Consider the following 19,317-nt stretch of genomic DNA (forward strand, 5'->3'; position numbering starts at 1 on the left):
TTTTTTTATTGTTTATTGGCCAATTGACCACAGGCTGCATCAATGTCTTTTCCGCGGCTGCGACGCACTTTGGCTACGATATCGTATTTGGATAATTCTTTTATATACAAATCGATGGCCGCATCGGAAGCTTGCTGAAACTCGCCATCATCAATTGGGTTGTATTCGATTAAATTGACTTTACACGGAACGTATTTGCAGAATTTAACTAATGCATCAACGGCTTCCTTGGTATCGTTGATTCCTTTCCAGACTACATATTCATACGTAACTTTGCTTTTGGTTTTTCGGTACCAATATTCGAGTGATTCCTTCAAATCTTTTAATGGAAAATTTTCAGAGAAAGGCATGATTTTGGCACGAACCTCATCGATTGCCGAGTGTAAAGAAACGGCTAATTTGAATTTCACTTCGTCGTCGGCCATTTTTTTAATCATTTTTGGAATGCCAGATGTGGAAACGGTAATTCTCTTGGGCGACATTCCCAAACCTTCATCCGAAGTGATTAAATCGATGGCTTTGATTACGTTGTTGTAGTTCATTAACGGCTCGCCCATTCCCATAAAGACAATGTTCGAAAGCGGACGATTGTGGTACAAACGACTTTCTCTATCTATCGCCACAACCTGATCGTAAATTTCGCCTGGTTCTAAATTGCGCATGCGTTTCAAACGAGCCGTTGCGCAGAAATTACAATCCAAACTGCAACCTACTTGCGAAGAAACACAGGCTGTAGTTCGGGTTTCGGTCGGAATCAAAACACTTTCTACCACCAAACCATCGTGCAAACGGACGGCATTTTTTACGGTTCCGTCTTCACTGCGTTGCATTTGATCGACTTTGATGTGGTTGATGACAAAATTGGCTTCGAGCATGGCACGGGTTTCTTTTGAAACATTAGTCATGTCGTCAAATCCGTGCGAACCTTTACTCCACAACCATTCATAGACTTGATTGCCGCGAAAGGCTTTATCGCCATTAGCTACAAAAAAATCGCGCAATTGTTCTTTGGTTAAGCTTCGAATGTCTTTTTTCTCCATCATGTTGCAAAGGTAAAACAATTTGTGGATTACGCTCGCTTTTCCAAAACCGTATCTTCAACAACCAAAACATCCAAAGCCGTTTCTTTGAATAATTGCAATGCTTGTGCTGGAGTTTCTACGATTGGCATTCCCTTTCGATTCAGACTCGTATTGAGAACAACGGCAATACCCGATACTTTTTCAAAGGCTTCTACCAATTTATAAAACTTCGGATTCCATGATTTTTCAATGGTTTGAACGCGTGCCGAACCGTCTTGATGTGTGACATTACAAAGCTGTTGGAGAAATTCTTTTTTGGTTCGGTCGACCAAAATCATATACGGACTATTTCTACCAACCTCAAAATAGTTATTTACTTTTTCTTTTAAAACTGCAGGTGCGAACGGACGAAAATCTTCTCTGAATTTAATATTTCTATTGATGTAGTCTTTCATTCCTACGAAGCCTGGATGCGCAAGAATACTTCGTCGCCCTAAAGAACGAGGTCCAAACTCAGAACCCGATTGAAACCATGCTAGGGTTTTGCCTTCGTTGAGTTTTTGGGCGCAATAACTCACTACTTCATCTTCGTTATTGAATTCTATTTTTGTATATTCTTCTGATGAAATTACTACCTCATCTACTTCTTTTTTTGTATAATTTTTTCCAAAACAAGTACTTCCATCATGCTCTACTTTTGGCATTTTTAAATACTCTAACCAACCGTAAAAAGCGCAACCCAAAGCCAAACCGTTGTCGGCAGCTGCGGGTTCGATGTAAAGATTTTTAATCAGATTCAACTCTTCGAGTTTGGCATTCGCTACAGCGTTTAAAGCCACACCACCAGAGTAACAGAGATTTTCGTTAGGGAATTGTTCTACTCTATTTTTAATGCAATAGATGACGGCTCTTTCAACTTGCTCTTGCGCCCATTTGGCTACGTTGGCGTAATAATCAAAGTGCTCCTTAAAATAGTCATATCCTTTTGATGGATTGGTAAAATGGTGTTTCCAATCGTCTTTGACATACAACCTACCGGATTGAAATTCAAAAGCATCAAAATTATAAATACCAGACTTCCCGAAAGGCGCCAAACCCATTAGTTTTCCTACGTCGTCCATATCGCCAAAAACGTAATTGCTGATGGAAGCATAAAATCCGCCGATGGAATGTTGCGTAGTTGGTAATTGAAATTCACTCGCCGAATGCTCTGCCATAACACTGAAATCCTTAATCAATGGTGTGAGTTTTTGTCCGTCAAAATGGTAAAAACTGTCTTTTTCGCATTGCATTTGTTTGATTTGGAGAAAAGAAGCATCAATACTATTTTTTTGTTCCGGATGTAATTCGATGAATTGGTCTAACGGACTTCCGCAACCATCAATCACCATTACATTACAATCGGAGAACGGTGAAGTTCCAACTGCGCTGTACGCATGCGCCAAATGATGAGAAATATCAATTATTTTAGGTTGATCAGTATCGGAGAACAATCTTTTTCCTTTGAAAAAATCGCGTTTGGGAAGCGTAAAATTTTCACATTGCACTACAACTGTAATATCATCTAATAAAATTCCTTCTGCATCCAAACAGTACTGTATGGCATCAGAATCGTTTCCTCCATCGTGTTTGACACGGGTAATGCGTTCTTTTTCGATGGCAACACACACTTTTCCGTCTTTCAACAAAACAGCCGAACCGTTGTGCGATAATCCCGTTCCGAGCACATAAATAGGTTTAGACATTACTGATTTCTTTGTGCTAAAAATAGTGTTTAAATTGCAATTGACAAGAATTTTGCATTGCATAAAACGGTTTGGCAGGCACGATTTTGAAGCTATAATTTTATTTTTTTGGCCACGAATTCACAAATTAATTACAGTATAATTTGATTTTATTCGAATGTTCATCTAAGATGAACAAATTTTATGTTCTAAGCTATATTTTTTAATTCGTGAATTCGTGGCAGAAAATTTACCACATCATTTATCACATTTTAATAAAAAAAACTGACTTATTCTGTACATTTGAGGCAAAACAAATTTTACATATCATGCATTTTCTATCTGAAGATTTAGAGATTTACATCGAAAACCATTCGCAAAACGAACCCGAATTATTGGCGCAACTCAATAAAGAAACCTATCAAAAAATTTTGTTACCACGTATGTTGAGTGGTCATTTTCAAGGAAGGGTTTTGAGTATGTTATCAAAGTTGATTCGACCTGCAACTATTTTAGAAATCGGAACTTACACCGGTTATTCGGCTTTGTGTTTGTGCGAAGGAATGCAAGAAAATGGCTTTTTACACACCATTGACATCAAAGAAGAATTGGTAGATTTTCAACGTAAATACTTTGACAAATCGCCTTGGGGAAATCAGATTGTGCAACATTTAGGTGAAGCATTGGATATTATTCCGAATCTCGATTTGAAATTCGATTTGGTATTTATAGATGCTGATAAAGAAAACTACATCCATTATTTTAATTTGATTGTTCCTAAGATGAACAAAGGCGGAATCATCTTATCCGACAATGTGTTGTGGAGCGGAAAAGTGGTGGAAGAAGTCCATCCGAATGATATTTCTACCAAAGTATTATTGGAATACAACCAGCTTTTAAACACCGATACGCGAGTAGAAAGTGTGTTACTTCCTATTCGCGATGGTTTGACTGTTAGTCGCGTGCTTTAATCTTTTACGCCTAATTTGGTCAGAATATCTTCCATTAAACACCATTTGGTGATGGACGATTGTAGCAAATTAGCACCTACAAAAGCGGTAAACCACAACCAATTCTGATTGACATAAATTGCTAAAAGCAAACTGATTAGGATGAAAGTTCCTGCTATTGCTCTGATGATTCTGTTTTTCATGTTAATTCGTTTTTTCAATATTTAAAACTGCAATATGAATGTGTGAAAGTGTTTCTTGCTTAGCATTGAACTCTTTCACCGAATCGCAAACGATATCTACATTCTCTTTTGCCACAAAAGCGTAAAACAATATCGATTCATTTTCGTTCATTTCGGTGCCGAACCAATTGCTTTCAATAGCATCTTCAGAAGCATCGCGAAAACCCGTTACTTCTTTGTATGAATAGGTTTTTACTTGCGCTTTTTTCAAAATGCTTTTTACTTCTTTTTCAAATTCGGCTACTGCTGTGATTAATAATAGTTTCATTTCTTTAGTTATTAGCTTCTGTCTCCTCTTTAACTTCTGGTTTCTCCCATTTTTTTCTTTCGGTGATATAATAAATCAACGGAACAACAATCAAAGTCAGCAATGTTGAAACAATGGCTCCGAATACTAACGAAATCGCTAATCCTTGGAAAATTGGATCAAAAAGAATAATGGATGCTCCAATTACCACCGCGCCTGTTGTTAATAAAATGGGGGTTGTTCGTACGGCGCCCGCTTCGATAATGGCTTGTTTAAGTGGAATTCCGTCGTTCAATCGAATTTCGATAAAGTCAATGAGCAGTACGGAATTTCGTACCATTACTCCAGCCAAAGCAATCATTCCGATAAAAGAAGTCGCTGTGAAAAATGCGCCTAACAACCAGTGACCTAATACAATTCCGACTAACGAAAGCGGAATCGCCATCATCATCACCATTGGTGTTTTGAAATTTTGGAACCAACCTACAATCAGCATATAAATAATCACGATTACCACTAAAAATGCCGCTCCTAAATCGCGGAATACTTCCAATGTAATTTGCCATTCGCCGTCCCATTTTACAGTGAAATCACTTTCGTCGGCAGGTTGTTCCATATACAATTCGTTGACTTTGTAACCTTTGGGCAGCTTCATTTTTTGCAGTTTTTCGTTCATTCCCAAAATCGCATACACCGGACTTTCCAATGCGCCCGCCATATCTGCTGTTACATATACAACACGCTTTTGATCTTTTCTGAAAATGGTTTTCTGTAAAGTATCGGTTACCACTTTTACCAAATCGGAAACCGGAACTACGTTACCATGACTGCCTTTAATTTTTAAGTTTTGGATGTCTTGTAACGAGGTTTTGTCTTTGTCATCCAAGGAAAGCACAATACCAACATTGTCGTTAGAACGCTCATCGTACAAGTTTGAAACGGGATATTCTTTTAACAAATACGTTAAATTTCCGACTACTTGTTGTGGTGCAATTCCGTTGAGCATGGCTTTTTCTTTGTCGACTTCCAATCTGTATTCGGTTTGGTTGTCTTCTACCATCCAATCGATATCAACAATATCATTAGTGTTTTCTAAAATAGTTTTCACTTGATTAGCTACTGCAATTTGATCTTTATAATTGGGTCCGTAAATTTCAGCAACCAAAGTCGATAAAACTGGCGGTCCAGGCGGAACTTCAATGATTTTGACATTGGCTCCGTATTTTTTAGCTATTTTTTGTACTTCTGGACGAACGATTTTAGCAATATCATGACTTTGTAAATCGCGGTCTTCTTTGTGGAGTAAATTCACTTGAATATCGGCCATATTGCTTCCGCCACGCAAATCGTAGTGACGTACTAAACCGTTGAATGTGATTGGTGCAGACGTTCCGATGTAATTTTGGTAATTCACCACTTCTGGAATGGTCGACAAATACTGAGCGATTTCTTGTGTCACTGCTGCTGTACGTTCTAATGTTGTTCCTTCAGGCATATCAATCACCACTTGAAATTCATTTTTATTATCAAAAGGCAACATTTTTACTGCCACTGATTTGGTGAAAAACATCATCACCGAACCTAATAAAAGCAGTACTGTAATTCCTAACATTAAGCGGCGTTTTTTCGAACTTTCTAAAAACGGACGTTCCCATTTGTTGTAGATTTTGTAGATCCACGATGTATCTAATCCTTGTTCGGCTTTATGTTCTTGTTCGTCTTTCTCGTGTAATAAATGATATCCTAAATAAGGTGTTACAGTTAATGCAACAAACAACGACAACAACATCGCAATCGAAGCACCAATTGGCATCGGACTCATATATGGACCCATCATTCCCGATACAAACGCCATTGGTAAAATAGCCGCAATAACGGTGAATGTTGCCAGAATAGTAGGATTTCCGACTTCGTTAATGGCATAAATTGCGGCTTGTTTGAATGGCAGTCGCTTCATTTTAAAATGGCGATGCATGTTTTCGGCAATGATGATACTATCGTCAACTACAATTCCGACCACAAAAACTAGGGCAAAAAGAGTGATTCTATTTAATGTATATCCTAATAAATAATAAGAAAATAACGTCAATGCAAACGTCAACGGAACGGAGAAAAACACGACCAATCCGCCGCGCCATCCCATCGCTAACATTACTAAGATAGTTACAGCTATAATAGCGATTCCCAAGTGCATTAATAATTCACCAACTTTATGAGACGCAGTTTCACCGTAATTACGAGACACTTCTACGTGAACATCATCGGTAATAACTGTGCGTTTTAAATGTTCTAATTTTTCCAAAATCTTCTCCGAAATTTTCATTGCATCGGCACCTTTTACTTTACCAATGGAAATGGTAACCGCAGGATATACCGATTTATTTTTTGCGAAACTTTCGTTGGCTTTTCCGTACCCAAACGATACATAACTTCTAGGCGTTGACGGACCATCTTGTACCGAAGCAACTTGTTTTAAATAGACTGGCATATTGGAATTTACACCAACCACTAAGTTTTCAATATCTTCAGAAGTAGCTAAAAACTGACCTGTTGTTACTAAAAATTCTTGGTCGTTCGACACAAAACTACCCGATTGTGAGCTTCCGTTATTGGCTTGAATCATTTGCATAATTCCAAGCGCATCAACACCATTTTCGGCCATTTTATCTTTGTCAAGCACTACTTTTACCTCACGATTTCGTCCACCGATTTCTTTGGTAATCGCAACGTCTTTTACTTTTTCGATTTCAGAAGTGACTTCTTCAGCGATTAGTCGGATTTCAAAATCGTTTAGTTTCTCACTCCACAACGTCAATCCCAACATTGGAACATCGTCGATGGAACGCGTTTTGACCATGGGTTTGTATACGCCTTGCGGAAACATGTTTTCGTATTTGGCCAACTCGTCGTACAATTTCACGTACGAGCGTTCTACATCTTGACCTACAAAAAACTGCACAATAATCATCGCTTGACCGTTCATCGCCATACTATGAACATGCTCTACTCCTTTTATATTAGAGATGATTTTCTCTAATGGTTTTACAACTCTACTTTCCACTTCGGCCGGGCTTGCGCCAGGATAACCGACCATCACATCGGCCATTGGAACGTTGATTTGTGGTTCTTCTTCTCGTGGAATTAAAAACGAACTGTACACACCAATAATCATCAGCGCGACCATCAACAAAATGGTCAATTTTGAGTTGATGAAAAAATGTGCTATTTTACCTGATATACCTTCTTGCATGTTTCTTTGTTTAAATGTTTAAGGTTTAAAAGTTTAAAATTGTTAACCGACTAAAACTTAAAACCGTAACTGATTACTGAACACTGATTTTTGCTCCGTTGAATAATTTGCCTTCTGCAGAGATGATGTACTTCTCATTAGCACTCAAACCTGACAACACTTCAACTTGATTGCCGAATGATTTCCCGATGCGCAACCAACGTAAAATGGCTGTATTTCCATTTCCAACAGTGTAAATTCCGGTGAGTTGACCTTGTTTGACCAAAGCACTTTCGGGAACCATTACTTTATCGGAAACAGTTGTTGTGGTTTCTTTTTTATTCACCACAGGAAACTGAACATTGACAAACATTCCAGATAAAATTGATTTGTCAGTTTGAGTGAGATTTACTTTTACTAAATATTGTCCACCTGTATTTTTAGCCGAACCACTTACTTCGGAAACTTTCCCAGTTACTTCTTTATTTAACGATTTCACCCTAATTTTAACTGCCATTCCGTTGCTTATAGATGAAATATCACTTTCAGAAACCATAGCGGTAACTTGCATTCGCGATGCACCTTCGACACTTACTAAAGGCATTCCTGGATTGGCCATATCGCCTTCCTTGACAAAAGTGTTAGTAATTTCTCCCGAAAATGGAGCTGTAATGTTCGAATAGCTGAATTGTGCCATGACTTCATTTCGCATTTGACGCGCACCTTCTAGAGTCGCTTTGGCCATTTCATAACGCGCGGTCATATCGTCCAATTCTTTTTGCGATGCACTTTGTTGAGCGTATAAATTGACAAAACGATCGTAATCTTTTTTAGCATTGTTGTACGCCGCAGTCGCTTGTAAAATGGAAGCGTCTACTTGAGCTTTTTTGGCGTGTAAATCGGTGTTGTTGATACTGACTAATAATTGTCCGGCACCTACTTTTTGCCCTACTTTTACATGTACTTTGGTTACGTAACCCATCATTCGGGTACTTAAATTGGCGCTGTTTTCAGCTTCAATTTTTCCGCTTGCTGTTACAAATGGGCTGTTATTATCGTTGTTGATTCCGCTTACTTGAACAGCAATAGCGGGTTCGTTGTTGGCGGTTTCTTTTTTGTCATTTCCACACGAGAAAAGAGTGAGAACTAATAAAAAGACAGTTAGTATTGAATATATTTTCTTCATCATTTTAAAATTTATATTGATTTTTGAAATTGATATTGTCATTGATTTTTATTTAGTTAAAAACTGTAAATACTGTTTAGTGAAATTGTATTCGAAAATAGCTTGCAGATGTTCTAATTCTTTTTGAATCATTTGCGTTTCTGACGTTAGTAAATCGGTGGTTTTTTCTAAACCTTGTGCGTAACGATTTTGGCGAATACGAAATGCTTCTTGCGATTGTTCGAAAGCCAATTGCGAAAGATTCACTTTGTTTTCGGCATCTTTAAGCTGGCGACTTGTTTTATTTACTTCGAGTTGGCTTTGTTTTTTATATTGGTCTTTTTCGGTTTCAGACTTTTGAAATTCGGCTTTGGCTTTATCGTATTTTCCGATGGATTTGTAACCGTCAAAAACATTCCATGATAATTGTGCGCCAACTAAATATCCTTTTGCAGAAGTTCCGAATAGGTTTCTATCATACAATTCATAACTACCAAAAGCATTCAATCGAGGTAAAAATGTTGTTTTGGCTGATTGTAACATTTTACCATACGCTTCTGAAGATTTACTCATGGCTTGAATGTCTTTTCTACTGTCGGAAAGAGTTGGATTAATGGTTTCAATAGCGATGGTATTTTCGAGTTCTTCTGTTGGTTTGTACAACTTATCTTTAGCATCTTCATTCAACAAAAAAGCGAGATAATCCGAAGCATTTTGGACATTACTTTTGGCGTATTGCAATTGGTTTTTGATTTCATTGACACGCACTTGAACGTTCAACACATCGGTTTTTTGCAACATTCCGTTTTTGAAATAATTCTGCACTAGTTTCAGATTTTCTTTGGCAGTTGCATTTGCTTTTTCTAATACTTTTACCGCTCTGTAAGTCAGCTGTAATTGCATGTAAGCTTTGGAAACTTCCAATTCCAAATATTCTTTGGTGCGTTCGGTTTGCAATTGATAGGCTTCCATTTTGGCTTTGGCTGCTTTTCGTTCGAACCAACCATCAACATTAATTAACGGTTGCTGGATTTCGAATTTAGTAGCGAAATTTTGAGTCGTTTCCGGATTGTTCAATAAATCGGGATTGAAATCAGACTGAGTTAAAATCTCCTGATTCAATTTAGATCCGAAAGCCATCAGCGGATTGGTAGTTGAGATTCCGGTGTGCGAAATATTCACATTGGGCAAGAACAAAGCTCTCGACTGACTGTAATCGGCTTTAGCAGAAGCATAGGATTGTTCGGCGATTTTTATCTGTAGATTTTTATCTGAAATCTTTTGGAGTAAATCGCTTTTGGAAATAGCCAAGGTATCTTGACCGAATCCAAAGAACGAACTCAAAAGTGCTCCTGAAAAAAGAATATAACTGAATTTTTTCATACTATTTTATCTGAATTATGAAGCAAAAATAGAACGGTAAAAACGCGCTGACAGTAACAAGTGTTACTGTGTAACTTAGGTTACAAAAAAAAGTGCCCAATTACTTGAACACTTTTTAAATTATTGAAGTTTAGATTTATTGAATTACTACTTTTTGAGAAACATAAAATTTATTATCAAAAACAAACGTAATGATAACCGTTTGATTGGAAGCATTTTCCAAATCGAAATCCATAGTATTTTCTCCTTGCTCTGTATCTTCGATTTCACCATCGGCAATGATTTTCCCATCGATAGTAGAAACAAAATAATCAATAGTCGTTGCATATGGCATTGTAAAATTGATTTTCACAATGTTGTTTGACGTTGGATTAGGTGAAATAGTCATTGAAAACGGATTTTTCCCATCAATTTCATGAACATTCAACGGCTCATTTCGAATGAGTTTTACTTCATAAATGGTAGCGCTTGCACTAGTTGTATTGGTTTGATTTACACTAAACGGATTTTGTGTCGGACTGCTCAAACCACCTACAATGTGACCAATTACAAATTCGTCGGCTGTGATTTCATCCAATTTTATTACTTCATTTTCAAAACGTGGAAGTGATTCATTCGGAATGAATTCGGCACTTGCACCTTTCAAACTCGGCATGGTTTCGGGCATTTGGTATTCTTGTAACGAGCCATCAGCAAAACGAGTAGTTCTACTAATAGTGTTTACAAAAGGCACATTATTATCTTGAACCAACGTCGTTCCGTTGTAATAATACTGACTCATTCCGCCAAAAAACAAATTGTGCATTCTATTTTGAGTCGCATCATACAAAGCAGAAACAGCACTGTGGTAATTACTTAAATACTGATTGAAAGTGGTTTGTGGAATATAACCCGCTTCTTTGATATCAACAGGATATAGAAAAGGCAAATCAACATTAATTTGAAAAACACCTGATGAAATCATGTAACCTTGTGAACCATCAGGAAATATTTGAGGCAACAAATTATAATCGCGTCGGTGCAAATGAACCGCATCGGTAATGACTTGGTAATTGGAAATGCTCAATTGCGAACCTGAATTATCAATTTGAAATTTCTTGATGCTATTGGTATACGTTTGCGTAAAAGTCGGATTATTCATTGGGTTGTATCGTCCATCAAAACGATGCCCACCAATTAAATAAAAAGTGGTATTAATTTTAGCTAAATGTCCGCCATTAACAGCAAGATTTTCATCGGTCATTTGTTTGAAATAGCTTGAAATGGACGAACCATTGACAATCGCATTGATTAAGTTCGGAACATCAACTGAAGTCAATTTGTTAAACGTAATATGATCATTGGTTGTAGCCGAAAAAGCGTAACCACCAATAATGTAAAGCGTTTCTCCATCTTGATAGAAATTAAAATTGGTGGCTTGCAATTGCTCTTTTAATGGTGTAGATAACGAATTGACCGAAACCGACCAAAACTGATTCGTTGCAACATCTACTACAAAAATAGAAGTGTTGTTACTAGAAGCTGGAAATGCGTTAAAAGGTTGGCGCGCGTGGATTCCGTCTACTCTACCACCAATGATGAGCCATTTGCCATTGTGTTGGGCAAAAGCATAAGAATGAATTCCAGGAAAATTCGGAATTGTTATCGGATTTAATTGTATTTGATAATCGAAAGTAGTTTGCGAAAATAAAGTACTTGCGATTAGAAAAAATACAATACTGTATAATGTTTTCATCTTTTTAGATTTAGGCAATAGTTGTACAGTGCCTATGAAAATAGACACTATACAATACTATTACATTACAATTATGATTTTTTCTCTTCTGCTTTTTTAGAAGAACAACATCCACCTTTTTTATCTGTTCCGCACGATTTTTTCTCTTCAGCAGAACATGATTTTTCGGTTTTTGCTTTTTGTTTTTTCTGTTTTGGACCTTGTTGCGCGTTGGCATTCATAGAAAGGAACAAGGCAATAATTGCGAATATTGAAACTATTTTTTTCATGATTATATTTTTAAATTTTATTTTTTATTTGAAATTATTCAAGAAATATAAAATGATTCTGGCGGTTGCCAAATAGTTACGTTGTAGTGAGAAATGAAATTTTTGTGGTATTCGATATTGTATTTTTGAGGAACAAAAACGAGGTTATTTTTCAACTCGAAATTGTTGGCAAACAAAACATAAGTATAATTGGTAAAACTAAAGTTAAGTAGACATTTTTCTTTTGGACAAGCTCCTGTTTCGTCTGAAGTAGTGCTTTTATGACACGAAGATTCACAATTTTCAACAAAATGCATCTTGATTACTTTCACTGCAGGCAACACAGTCAAAGCACTAAAATAGAAGAATAAGAAAAGTGCAAAGTATTTCATCTTGTAAAATTACACTCAAATTTTAAGCTTTTTTGTAACTAATGTTACTTAGTTTAAAATCCTCTCTTGTGAAGGTACCTTTGGTATAATTTGAAGAAAATAAAACCTAACATTCCACCAAAAGCATAACCCGTTAGAATATCAGTTGGGAAGTGAACACCAAGATAAATTCGGCTGTAAGCAAAAATTAGTGGGTAAAGGAAAACCAAGAAAGCATACTTGTAATAGTGTTTCAGAATCAAATAAATGAACGTCATTGTGGCCATAGAATTGGCAGCATGACCTGAAAAGAAGCTGAACGTATCTGATTGGTGAACTATGCGAATAATGTCTTTAATTTCGGGATCATTGCACGGACGAAGTCGCTCAAAAGTAACTTTGCACAACTCGACGGTTTCATTGCCCACTAAAAGAAGAACAGCAATAAACAATACAGCTATTCCTAAATTTTTCCAGCCAATTTTTCTTTGCAAAAGAAACGCTAAAAGTAAAAAAAATGGTGTCCAGTGGAACTGTTTTGTAATGAACAACCAAAGCGCATCAAAAGTAGGCGAACCCAATCCGTTAAGGAAAACGAAGACTTTTTTATCGAGATCAACTAGCTTTTCCAACATTACATTTGGCGTTTGATTGGACCAGTAGCTTCCTCAATATCGTGTTTCATGGTATCAATTGGATTCGATATGTTAGTATCCAAACTGTCTTTTACACTTTCTACTTCTTTGGTAAATGTAGAGGTCAATTCGTTGATGGAAGTATCTAAACCATTAGCCTCAGCGCTTTTCTTTATTTCGGATTTGATTTCGTTAGTAGCGTTTTTAAGTTGCGCCATACCTTTTCCGAGATTGCGGGCAATCACCGGAATTTTATCAGTACCGAAAAGCATCAAGGCAATAAAAATGATGAAAATTAATTCGCCTCCACCGATTCCAAACATAGTTTTACAATTTATTGAGCAAAGTTACAAACTAAATTAATCAAATTTGGATTTTACTTCTTCTTTTGGCCAAGAATTATTAGTTGTATTAATATCGGCCGTTTCTTCTTTTGGATCTACTTTTATTTTTACGATGGCTTTATCGGTTGCAAAAGTTCGATTGGCTTCTTTATCGTTCATTCTCCAAATTTGCGCCGGAAAATGATGCATTTCAGTTGTTCCGTCTTCAAAAGTCAACTCTACAATTATAGGCATCACCAATTCACCTGGTTTATCAAAAGTAACCTGATAAAAGTATTTAGGTGTTTTTAATTTGGCTTGCTCCTCTTTGGTAAAGGTTTTTTCAACATACTCTTGAAGCGTTTTGCAATCTTTAATTTCAAACGGTTTGTTCATGTCTGGTTTATAGCTTTCGCTTCCATCAGCAATCATGTAGACCATCGGACCTTCGATACGGTTTCTTCTTCGGCGTGTTTTCAAAAAGTCTTTTACTTCTTTAGAAGGTTCGTTACTTACAAAATATTTCTTCACTTCTTTTACACCAATATCATTATAATCGGTAGTGTAAAACCATCCTCTCCAAAACCAATCCAAATCGAATGCCGAGGCATCTTCCATGGTTCTGAAGAAGTCTTCTGGTGTAGGATGTTTGAATTTCCATCGATTGGCGTAGGTTTTAAAAGCATAATCAAACAATTCTCTTCCCATTACGGTTTCACGAAGAATATTCAATGCCGCAGCTGGTTTTCCGTAAGCATTATTACCAAATTGGCGAATGCTTTCTGAGTTGGACATAATTGGTTCTAAACCTCTTTCATCGCCACTCATGTAGGGAACAATATTTTTGGCTGGACCACGATCGGCTGGGAAATTTGGATCCCATTCGATTAATGCCATGTATTCCATAAACGAGTTCAGACCTTCGTCCATCCATGTCCATTGACGCTCATCAGAGTTAACAATCATGGGAAAGAAATTATGACCTACTTCGTGAACAATCACGCTCATCATTCCGTGTTTTACTCGATCGGAGTATTTTCCATCAGCATCAGGTCGACCCCAATTCCAACAAATCATCGGATATTCCATTCCTTGATCTTCGGCATTAATTGAAATTGCTTTAGGATAGGGATAATCAAAAGTATGACTTGAATAACTTTTTAAAGTATGCGCTACAATTCGGGTGGAATATTCTTCCCAAAGCGGGTTTCCTTCTTTTGGATATAATGAAATGGCCATGGTATTTCGTGTAGCTAATTTCACTGCCATCGCATCATAAATGAATTTTCTTGAGGTTGAAATTCCGAAATCACGCACATTAGTTGCTTTGAATTTCCATGTTTTTTTCTGAGTTGAAAATCCTTTTTCTGCGGCTTCGGCTTCGGCTTGAGTCACCACAATTACAGGCTTGTCAAACGATTTTTCAGCTTGAGCATAACGTGCCAATTGCGCTGGAGTAAACACTTCACTTCTATTTAACAATTCGCCCGTAGCTTCCAAGATGTGATCGGCTGGAACCGTAATGTTAACATCAAAATTTCCGAAAGGCAAAGCAAATTCACCTGCGCCCCAAAATTGTTGGTTTTGCCATCCTTCTACATCATTGTAAACGGCCATTCTTGGGTAAAATTGAGCCAAAATGTACAGACGATTTCCGTCTTCAAATTGCTCATAACCCGAGCGTCCGCCGTCCAATCTATAGTTGTTAATATTGTACCACCATTTGATGGAAAAAGAAATTTTTTCACCATGCTTTAGTGGTGTCGCCAATTCAATTCGCATCATTGTTTGATTGATGGTATAATTCATTGGTTTTCCTGAAGCATCTTTTACGTACTCGATGTTGAAACCTCCGTCAAAATCTTCTTCCAAATACTTACGAGAGAATCCTTTCGGACTCATCACTGGATCAGTTACATTGTTCTCCACCATTGGCGAAAGCGACTTTCTGGATTGTTGGTTTTGATCCAATTGCATCCACAAATAATCCAAACCTTCTTTGGCATTATTAGTGTAGGTTACTGTTTCTTGACCGTATAATTTGGTGTTTTTATCGTCGAGTTCAATGTCGATTTTGTAATCGGCTTGTTGCTGATAATACTCAGGTCCAGGCGCACCTGAAGCGGTACGATACATATTGGGAGTAGCCAACAAATCGTACATTTGTTTGAACTTATCTGGATTTTTTTCGGCTTTCTTTTCCTGAGCTATTGACAACAATGGAAAAAGGACTAAACCTAGAAGAAATTTTCTCATGATTAATAAAATAAGGCAATAAAAATAAGTATTTTAAAGTGAGTTTCGGGAATACCTATTTATTTTAACATTCCTTTAAAACTTTCAGAAGTCAAAAGCAAACTGTGCTTGCTTCCATTAAAATTGGCTTGAATGATGTTTTGTTGGTCGAAGTGATTTTCCATAATGATGGAATTTTCGACCTCAAGGGAAGTAATTTTAGCAACATCAACCATTTTCAAATAACAAATTAGCACGTTGTCTTCGGTTTCTTTACTAACGAAAATCATACTTTTGGGTTGATTATTTATTTTGATGATGAATTTTTCTGAAAGGTATTTTTTGAGCAATTCAATGTGCTCTGGAGTTTCTTTATCTGAAGCTAAATAGGATTTTTTGTTGTATTTTTTTTCTATGGCTTCGTTGATATCATCGATGAAAAGTCGCGCTGTGATTTGCAGCATTTTTTTCTCTTTAACATGATTGATCTGATAAATTGCCACATAGAATTTGTGGGCCGACAGTGATGTTAGCATGAGAAACAGAACCACAAAAGCACTATTTTGAATTATTTTTTTCATTTTACAAATGTACTATTCTTTGTGAAAGGCAATGCTTTTCTCCAGCAAGAAATCAATTAATTGCAATGAATTTACCCTTTCTAAAAGTTGTTTCTGATTGATTTCCTCCGAAAAACAATACTCTAAAAACAATCCTATTTTATCTTCTTGAATAGTAAGTGTCTTTTCATAAAAACCGGGTGTAAATCGGGACTTCATTTCAGCTACAAATTCGTTTGAATTATAGGTTTTGGTTGGTTTTGGCTTTGAAAACTCATCATTCGTATTGAATAATTGAAAAATACTCTTTCCTAACTTAACAAAATTCACACCAAGATTAACATTAGCTTCACTGGGCATTGCTAAATTTGCAGTTGTTTTTACACCAGTTATTTCTAAGTTCTTAAAATCGATGGAAGACAAGTCGGCTTTTATTGGTGGTTTCACTTTGATTCTTTTGGCATCGTAGACCAAATCACCCGAGAGTTTGAATGCGCCCACTTTCACTTCATCAAGTTGATTGATTTTCATTGTCAAATGAATTACGGATATTAATTTTTTAAAATCGGATGCTTTGAGAACTAATCGTTCCGTATCAAAAGTCACGCTTGAAATAACAATAGTATCGCCTTCTCTGGCATAAATGGAAAAGAAACCTAAATCATCTGAAATAGTGTTGGTTTCAAGAGTTGTATTGGTAATTGTGGCGCGTTCAACTTTTAATGAATCGCACACGAGCACACCTTTGAACACCTCAATTTTTCTATTCTGAGAAACGGCTTCCATTGAAAAACCAATTAAAAATAAAAGTAAAAATGGCTTCATACACTATTTTTTTTCTTTGATGACTTCTAAATAAGACACTGCAATTTCACCCATTATAAATGTTGCTAAAGTTTTATTTTTGCTCTTTACAGCTTCTTCAAAACGAGTGTTTTCAACTAAATAATATTGAAAGCCTTTGACATAATCGGCTGGGATTTTGAGTTGCTCGGTATAAAAAGTTTCCTCATACCATTCGTTTATTTTTCTTAAAGTATATTCTTTCCGTTCAACAGCTACTTCTTTTTTCAGCATTGAAGTTCGACCCGAAATTGCATTTAAAATTCCGTCAAAAGATACTTGAGTATTCAATCCGTAGGTGTTTCCGCCACCAGTTGCTGTGTACAATCTTCGCTCTGCGGGTGTATATTTTTTGGCGGGTTTAGACAAAATACCCATACTCACAGCATTAATATCGTTTTGATTGATGACTACTTCTTTCAAGTTGTAACTTGCCAATTCCATAGTAACAAAAAACAACTCCGACTTTATATCGGTGTACTTTAGCACCACTTTCTTTCCTTTTAAATGAACCGCAGAGAATTGTAGTGTGTCATTTTCTTGTCCTAAAATTTCGAAATAGCCACCACTTTTTGAAATTGTTGAAGAATTGGAGTTCAGATTGATAATGTGAATGCCTTCTAAGTCGTCTGTGTAAGCTCTAATTTTACCCTTTACTTCACTTCTTTGTGCAAAGACAGAAGAAAAAAAGGCGAAAAACAAACTCAACAGAAGGTACTTTTTGATCATTATATCTCTACTATTATTTTGTAAAAGTACTTGAAAGCCTTCCAAAAATTAAGCCAAGTAAAATGTAATAAAATGTTAATTTAAAATTCGATTTTGTTTGTAGTTTTGTAGAAATCCACTATTAAAAATGAAAAACTTAATTATAGCAAGTACATCAACCGTTTATAATGGCGATTATTTGGATTATCTATTGAGCGAATTAGAACTTCTATTTGGTAATAGTCAGACGATTATTTTTATTCCGTATGCTCGTCCGGGCGGAATTAGTCATGATGATTACACAGAAAAAGTACGAAGCGTTTTCGCCAAAATCAATAAAAATGTGGTTGGATTACATGAATTTGAAAACCCAACTGAAGCGATAACCAAAGCAGAAGGACTATTTACTGGCGGAGGAAACACCTTTTTATTGGTCACTCAATTGTATGAAAATAACGTGATGCAGGCTTTATCTGAAGCGATAAAAAAAGGAGTTCCTTATCTCGGAACTAGTGCCGGAAGTAATATTACTGGTGTTTCGATGCAAACTACCAACGATATGCCTATTATTTATCCGCCGAGTTTTGCTACTTTGAACATCATTCCGTTTAATTTGAATCCGCATTACCTTGATCCAGACACCAACAGCACACATATGGGAGAAACCCGCGAAACTAGAATCAAAGAGTTTCATGCATTCAATTCGACTGCAGTTTTAGGACTTCGAGAAGGAAGTTGGTTGCGAGTGAATGGAGAGCAAATTATATTAAAAGGCGATTTGACGGCGCGTTTGTTTCGACAAAATGAAATTCCGGTTGAAATTGAATCGGGAACGGATTTGAGTTTTTTGGGGTAGAGTTTATTTCAGAGCGGAAGTAAATTTCTCACTTATAATCATAAAAAAACCCCGAACTAAAGTTCGGGGGAATTTATTTCAGAGCGGAAGACGAGGCTTCCCGATAGCCATCGGGATAAACTTCTCGCCTTATGCAAATAAAAAACCTCTAACGTAAATTAGAGGTTTTCAATTTCAGAGCGGAAGACGAGGCTCGAACTCGCGACAACCAGCTTGGAAGGCTGGAGCTCTACCAACTGAGCTACTTCCGCATTTGTTTTTTTGGTGAGTGCAAATATATAGCATTTGTTGTATTGGATGCAAATTTTTTTTTGAAAAAATTCGTCAATTACTGTTTTCTAGAATTAATTTTGCTCTAAAACAGTTTATAATTGATTCGTTATCACTTAATTTACTCTTGTATGATTGAAATAAAAAATATTGACTATACCACCACTTTTTCTGTTCGGCATCCTGTTTTACGAGATGAAAAACCCATTGAGAGTTGTTTTTTTGATGGAGATGACTTAAAAACCACAGTGCATTTTGGTTTGTTTTGTGACAAAAAATTAGTGGGAGTTATTTCAATTTTCAAAAATAAAAACGCTATCTTTAGTGCTCAAAATCAGTTCCAAATTAGAGGAATGGCTGTGCTGAAAGAATGTCAAGGAAAAAATTTTGGCAAACAATTATTGGATCAAGCAGAGCAATATGTAATTACTCAAAAAGGGAATTTGATTTGGTTCAACGCGAGAGAAAATGCAGTTCCATTTTATCAGAAATCAGGGTATGAAATTGTAAGCGATGCATTCGAAATTAAAGATATAGGAACACATTTTATAATGTATAAAAAAAATTAGGG

Annotated in this window: 19 protein-coding genes and 1 tRNA gene; 3 read left to right on the plus strand and 17 right to left on the minus strand. The window is 36.5% G+C overall.

Going from position 1 to position 19,317, the window contains the following annotated elements; genetic code table 11:
• Positions 1-5 precede the first annotated feature (5 nt).
• Positions 6-1,043 (minus strand): 23S rRNA (adenine(2503)-C(2))-methyltransferase RlmN, encoded by a 1,038-nt coding sequence (gene rlmN, locus VK161_RS14475; RefSeq protein ID WP_324215508.1) that lies wholly within the window; start codon positions 1,041-1,043, stop codon positions 6-8.
• 26 nt (positions 1,044-1,069) lie between these two features.
• Positions 1,070-2,767 carry a carbamoyltransferase family protein gene (locus VK161_RS14480; RefSeq protein ID WP_324215509.1) on the minus strand — a complete coding sequence of 566 codons (1,698 nt, stop codon included), beginning with the start codon at positions 2,765-2,767 and terminating at the stop codon, positions 1,070-1,072.
• Between the two features lie 308 nt (positions 2,768-3,075).
• On the opposite strand from VK161_RS14480, the gene VK161_RS14485 reads away from it, so the two are divergent.
• A complete protein-coding gene (locus VK161_RS14485) occupies positions 3,076-3,717 on the plus strand; it encodes an O-methyltransferase (RefSeq protein WP_324215510.1) in 642 nt (213 codons plus the stop codon).
• Here the strand turns inward: VK161_RS14485 and VK161_RS14490 are convergent.
• The 14 genes from VK161_RS14490 to VK161_RS14555 form a co-directional block, all read right to left on the minus strand.
• Positions 3,714-3,899 (minus strand): DUF2892 domain-containing protein, encoded by a 186-nt coding sequence (locus VK161_RS14490; RefSeq protein WP_324215511.1) that lies wholly within the window; start codon positions 3,897-3,899, stop codon positions 3,714-3,716. The genes VK161_RS14485 and VK161_RS14490 overlap by 4 nt on opposite strands.
• Before the next feature lies 1 nt (position 3,900).
• Positions 3,901-4,206 carry a hypothetical protein gene (locus tag VK161_RS14495; RefSeq protein WP_324215512.1) on the minus strand — a complete coding sequence of 102 codons (306 nt, stop codon included), beginning with the start codon at positions 4,204-4,206 and terminating at the stop codon, positions 3,901-3,903.
• Positions 4,207-4,210: 4 nt separating this feature from the next.
• Positions 4,211-7,435, minus strand: a complete 3,225-nt coding sequence (locus VK161_RS14500) for an efflux RND transporter permease subunit (protein ID WP_324215513.1) — start codon at positions 7,433-7,435, stop codon at positions 4,211-4,213.
• Positions 7,436-7,508: 73 nt separating this feature from the next.
• The gene (locus tag VK161_RS14505; RefSeq protein ID WP_324215647.1) at positions 7,509-8,600 is read right to left on the minus strand and encodes an efflux RND transporter periplasmic adaptor subunit; all 1,092 of its coding nucleotides are present in this window, start codon (positions 8,598-8,600) and stop codon (positions 7,509-7,511) included.
• A 48-nt stretch (positions 8,601-8,648) separates the two neighbouring features.
• The gene (locus tag VK161_RS14510; RefSeq protein ID WP_324215514.1) at positions 8,649-9,962 is read right to left on the minus strand and encodes a TolC family protein; all 1,314 of its coding nucleotides are present in this window, start codon (positions 9,960-9,962) and stop codon (positions 8,649-8,651) included.
• Positions 9,963-10,098: 136 nt separating this feature from the next.
• Positions 10,099-11,697 carry a hypothetical protein gene (locus tag VK161_RS14515; RefSeq protein ID WP_324215515.1) on the minus strand — a complete coding sequence of 533 codons (1,599 nt, stop codon included), beginning with the start codon at positions 11,695-11,697 and terminating at the stop codon, positions 10,099-10,101.
• A 71-nt stretch (positions 11,698-11,768) separates the two neighbouring features.
• The gene (locus tag VK161_RS14520; protein ID WP_324215516.1) at positions 11,769-11,966 is read right to left on the minus strand and encodes a hypothetical protein; all 198 of its coding nucleotides are present in this window, start codon (positions 11,964-11,966) and stop codon (positions 11,769-11,771) included.
• A gap of 38 nt (positions 11,967-12,004) precedes the next feature.
• Complete coding sequence (locus VK161_RS14525) at positions 12,005-12,337, minus strand: hypothetical protein (protein ID WP_324215517.1); 333 nt, start codon at positions 12,335-12,337, stop codon at positions 12,005-12,007.
• Between the two features lie 53 nt (positions 12,338-12,390).
• The gene (locus VK161_RS14530; RefSeq protein WP_324215518.1) at positions 12,391-12,951 is read right to left on the minus strand and encodes a phosphatase PAP2 family protein; all 561 of its coding nucleotides are present in this window, start codon (positions 12,949-12,951) and stop codon (positions 12,391-12,393) included.
• Positions 12,951-13,274 carry a twin-arginine translocase TatA/TatE family subunit gene (locus VK161_RS14535; protein ID WP_324215519.1) on the minus strand — a complete coding sequence of 108 codons (324 nt, stop codon included), beginning with the start codon at positions 13,272-13,274 and terminating at the stop codon, positions 12,951-12,953. The genes VK161_RS14530 and VK161_RS14535 overlap by 1 nt, the downstream gene beginning before the upstream one ends.
• A 36-nt stretch (positions 13,275-13,310) precedes the next feature.
• Positions 13,311-15,530, minus strand: a complete 2,220-nt coding sequence (locus tag VK161_RS14540; RefSeq protein ID WP_324215520.1) for a M1 family metallopeptidase — start codon at positions 15,528-15,530, stop codon at positions 13,311-13,313.
• A 59-nt stretch (positions 15,531-15,589) separates the two neighbouring features.
• A complete protein-coding gene (locus tag VK161_RS14545; RefSeq protein WP_324215521.1) occupies positions 15,590-16,090 on the minus strand; it encodes a DUF6702 family protein in 501 nt (166 codons plus the stop codon).
• Positions 16,091-16,102: 12 nt separating this feature from the next.
• Positions 16,103-16,894 carry a hypothetical protein gene (locus tag VK161_RS14550; RefSeq protein ID WP_324215522.1) on the minus strand — a complete coding sequence of 264 codons (792 nt, stop codon included), beginning with the start codon at positions 16,892-16,894 and terminating at the stop codon, positions 16,103-16,105.
• A gap of 3 nt (positions 16,895-16,897) precedes the next feature.
• A complete protein-coding gene (locus VK161_RS14555; RefSeq protein ID WP_324215523.1) occupies positions 16,898-17,641 on the minus strand; it encodes a hypothetical protein in 744 nt (247 codons plus the stop codon).
• 127 nt (positions 17,642-17,768) lie between these two features.
• Between VK161_RS14555 and pepE the strand changes: the two genes are divergently transcribed.
• Positions 17,769-18,476, plus strand: a complete 708-nt coding sequence (pepE, locus tag VK161_RS14560) for a dipeptidase PepE (protein WP_324215524.1) — start codon at positions 17,769-17,771, stop codon at positions 18,474-18,476.
• Between the two features lie 178 nt (positions 18,477-18,654).
• Here pepE and VK161_RS14565 read toward each other — a convergent pair.
• A tRNA-Gly gene (locus VK161_RS14565) sits at positions 18,655-18,727 on the minus strand.
• Between the two features lie 150 nt (positions 18,728-18,877).
• Between VK161_RS14565 and VK161_RS14570 the strand changes: the two genes are divergently transcribed.
• Positions 18,878-19,315 carry a GNAT family N-acetyltransferase gene (locus VK161_RS14570; protein ID WP_324215525.1) on the plus strand — a complete coding sequence of 146 codons (438 nt, stop codon included), beginning with the start codon at positions 18,878-18,880 and terminating at the stop codon, positions 19,313-19,315.
• Positions 19,316-19,317: the final 2 nt, after the last annotated feature.

The sequence above is a fragment of the Flavobacterium sp. genome (assembly GCF_035299245.1).
In the GTDB taxonomy this organism is placed as follows: Bacteria; Bacteroidota; Bacteroidia; order Flavobacteriales; family Flavobacteriaceae; genus Flavobacterium.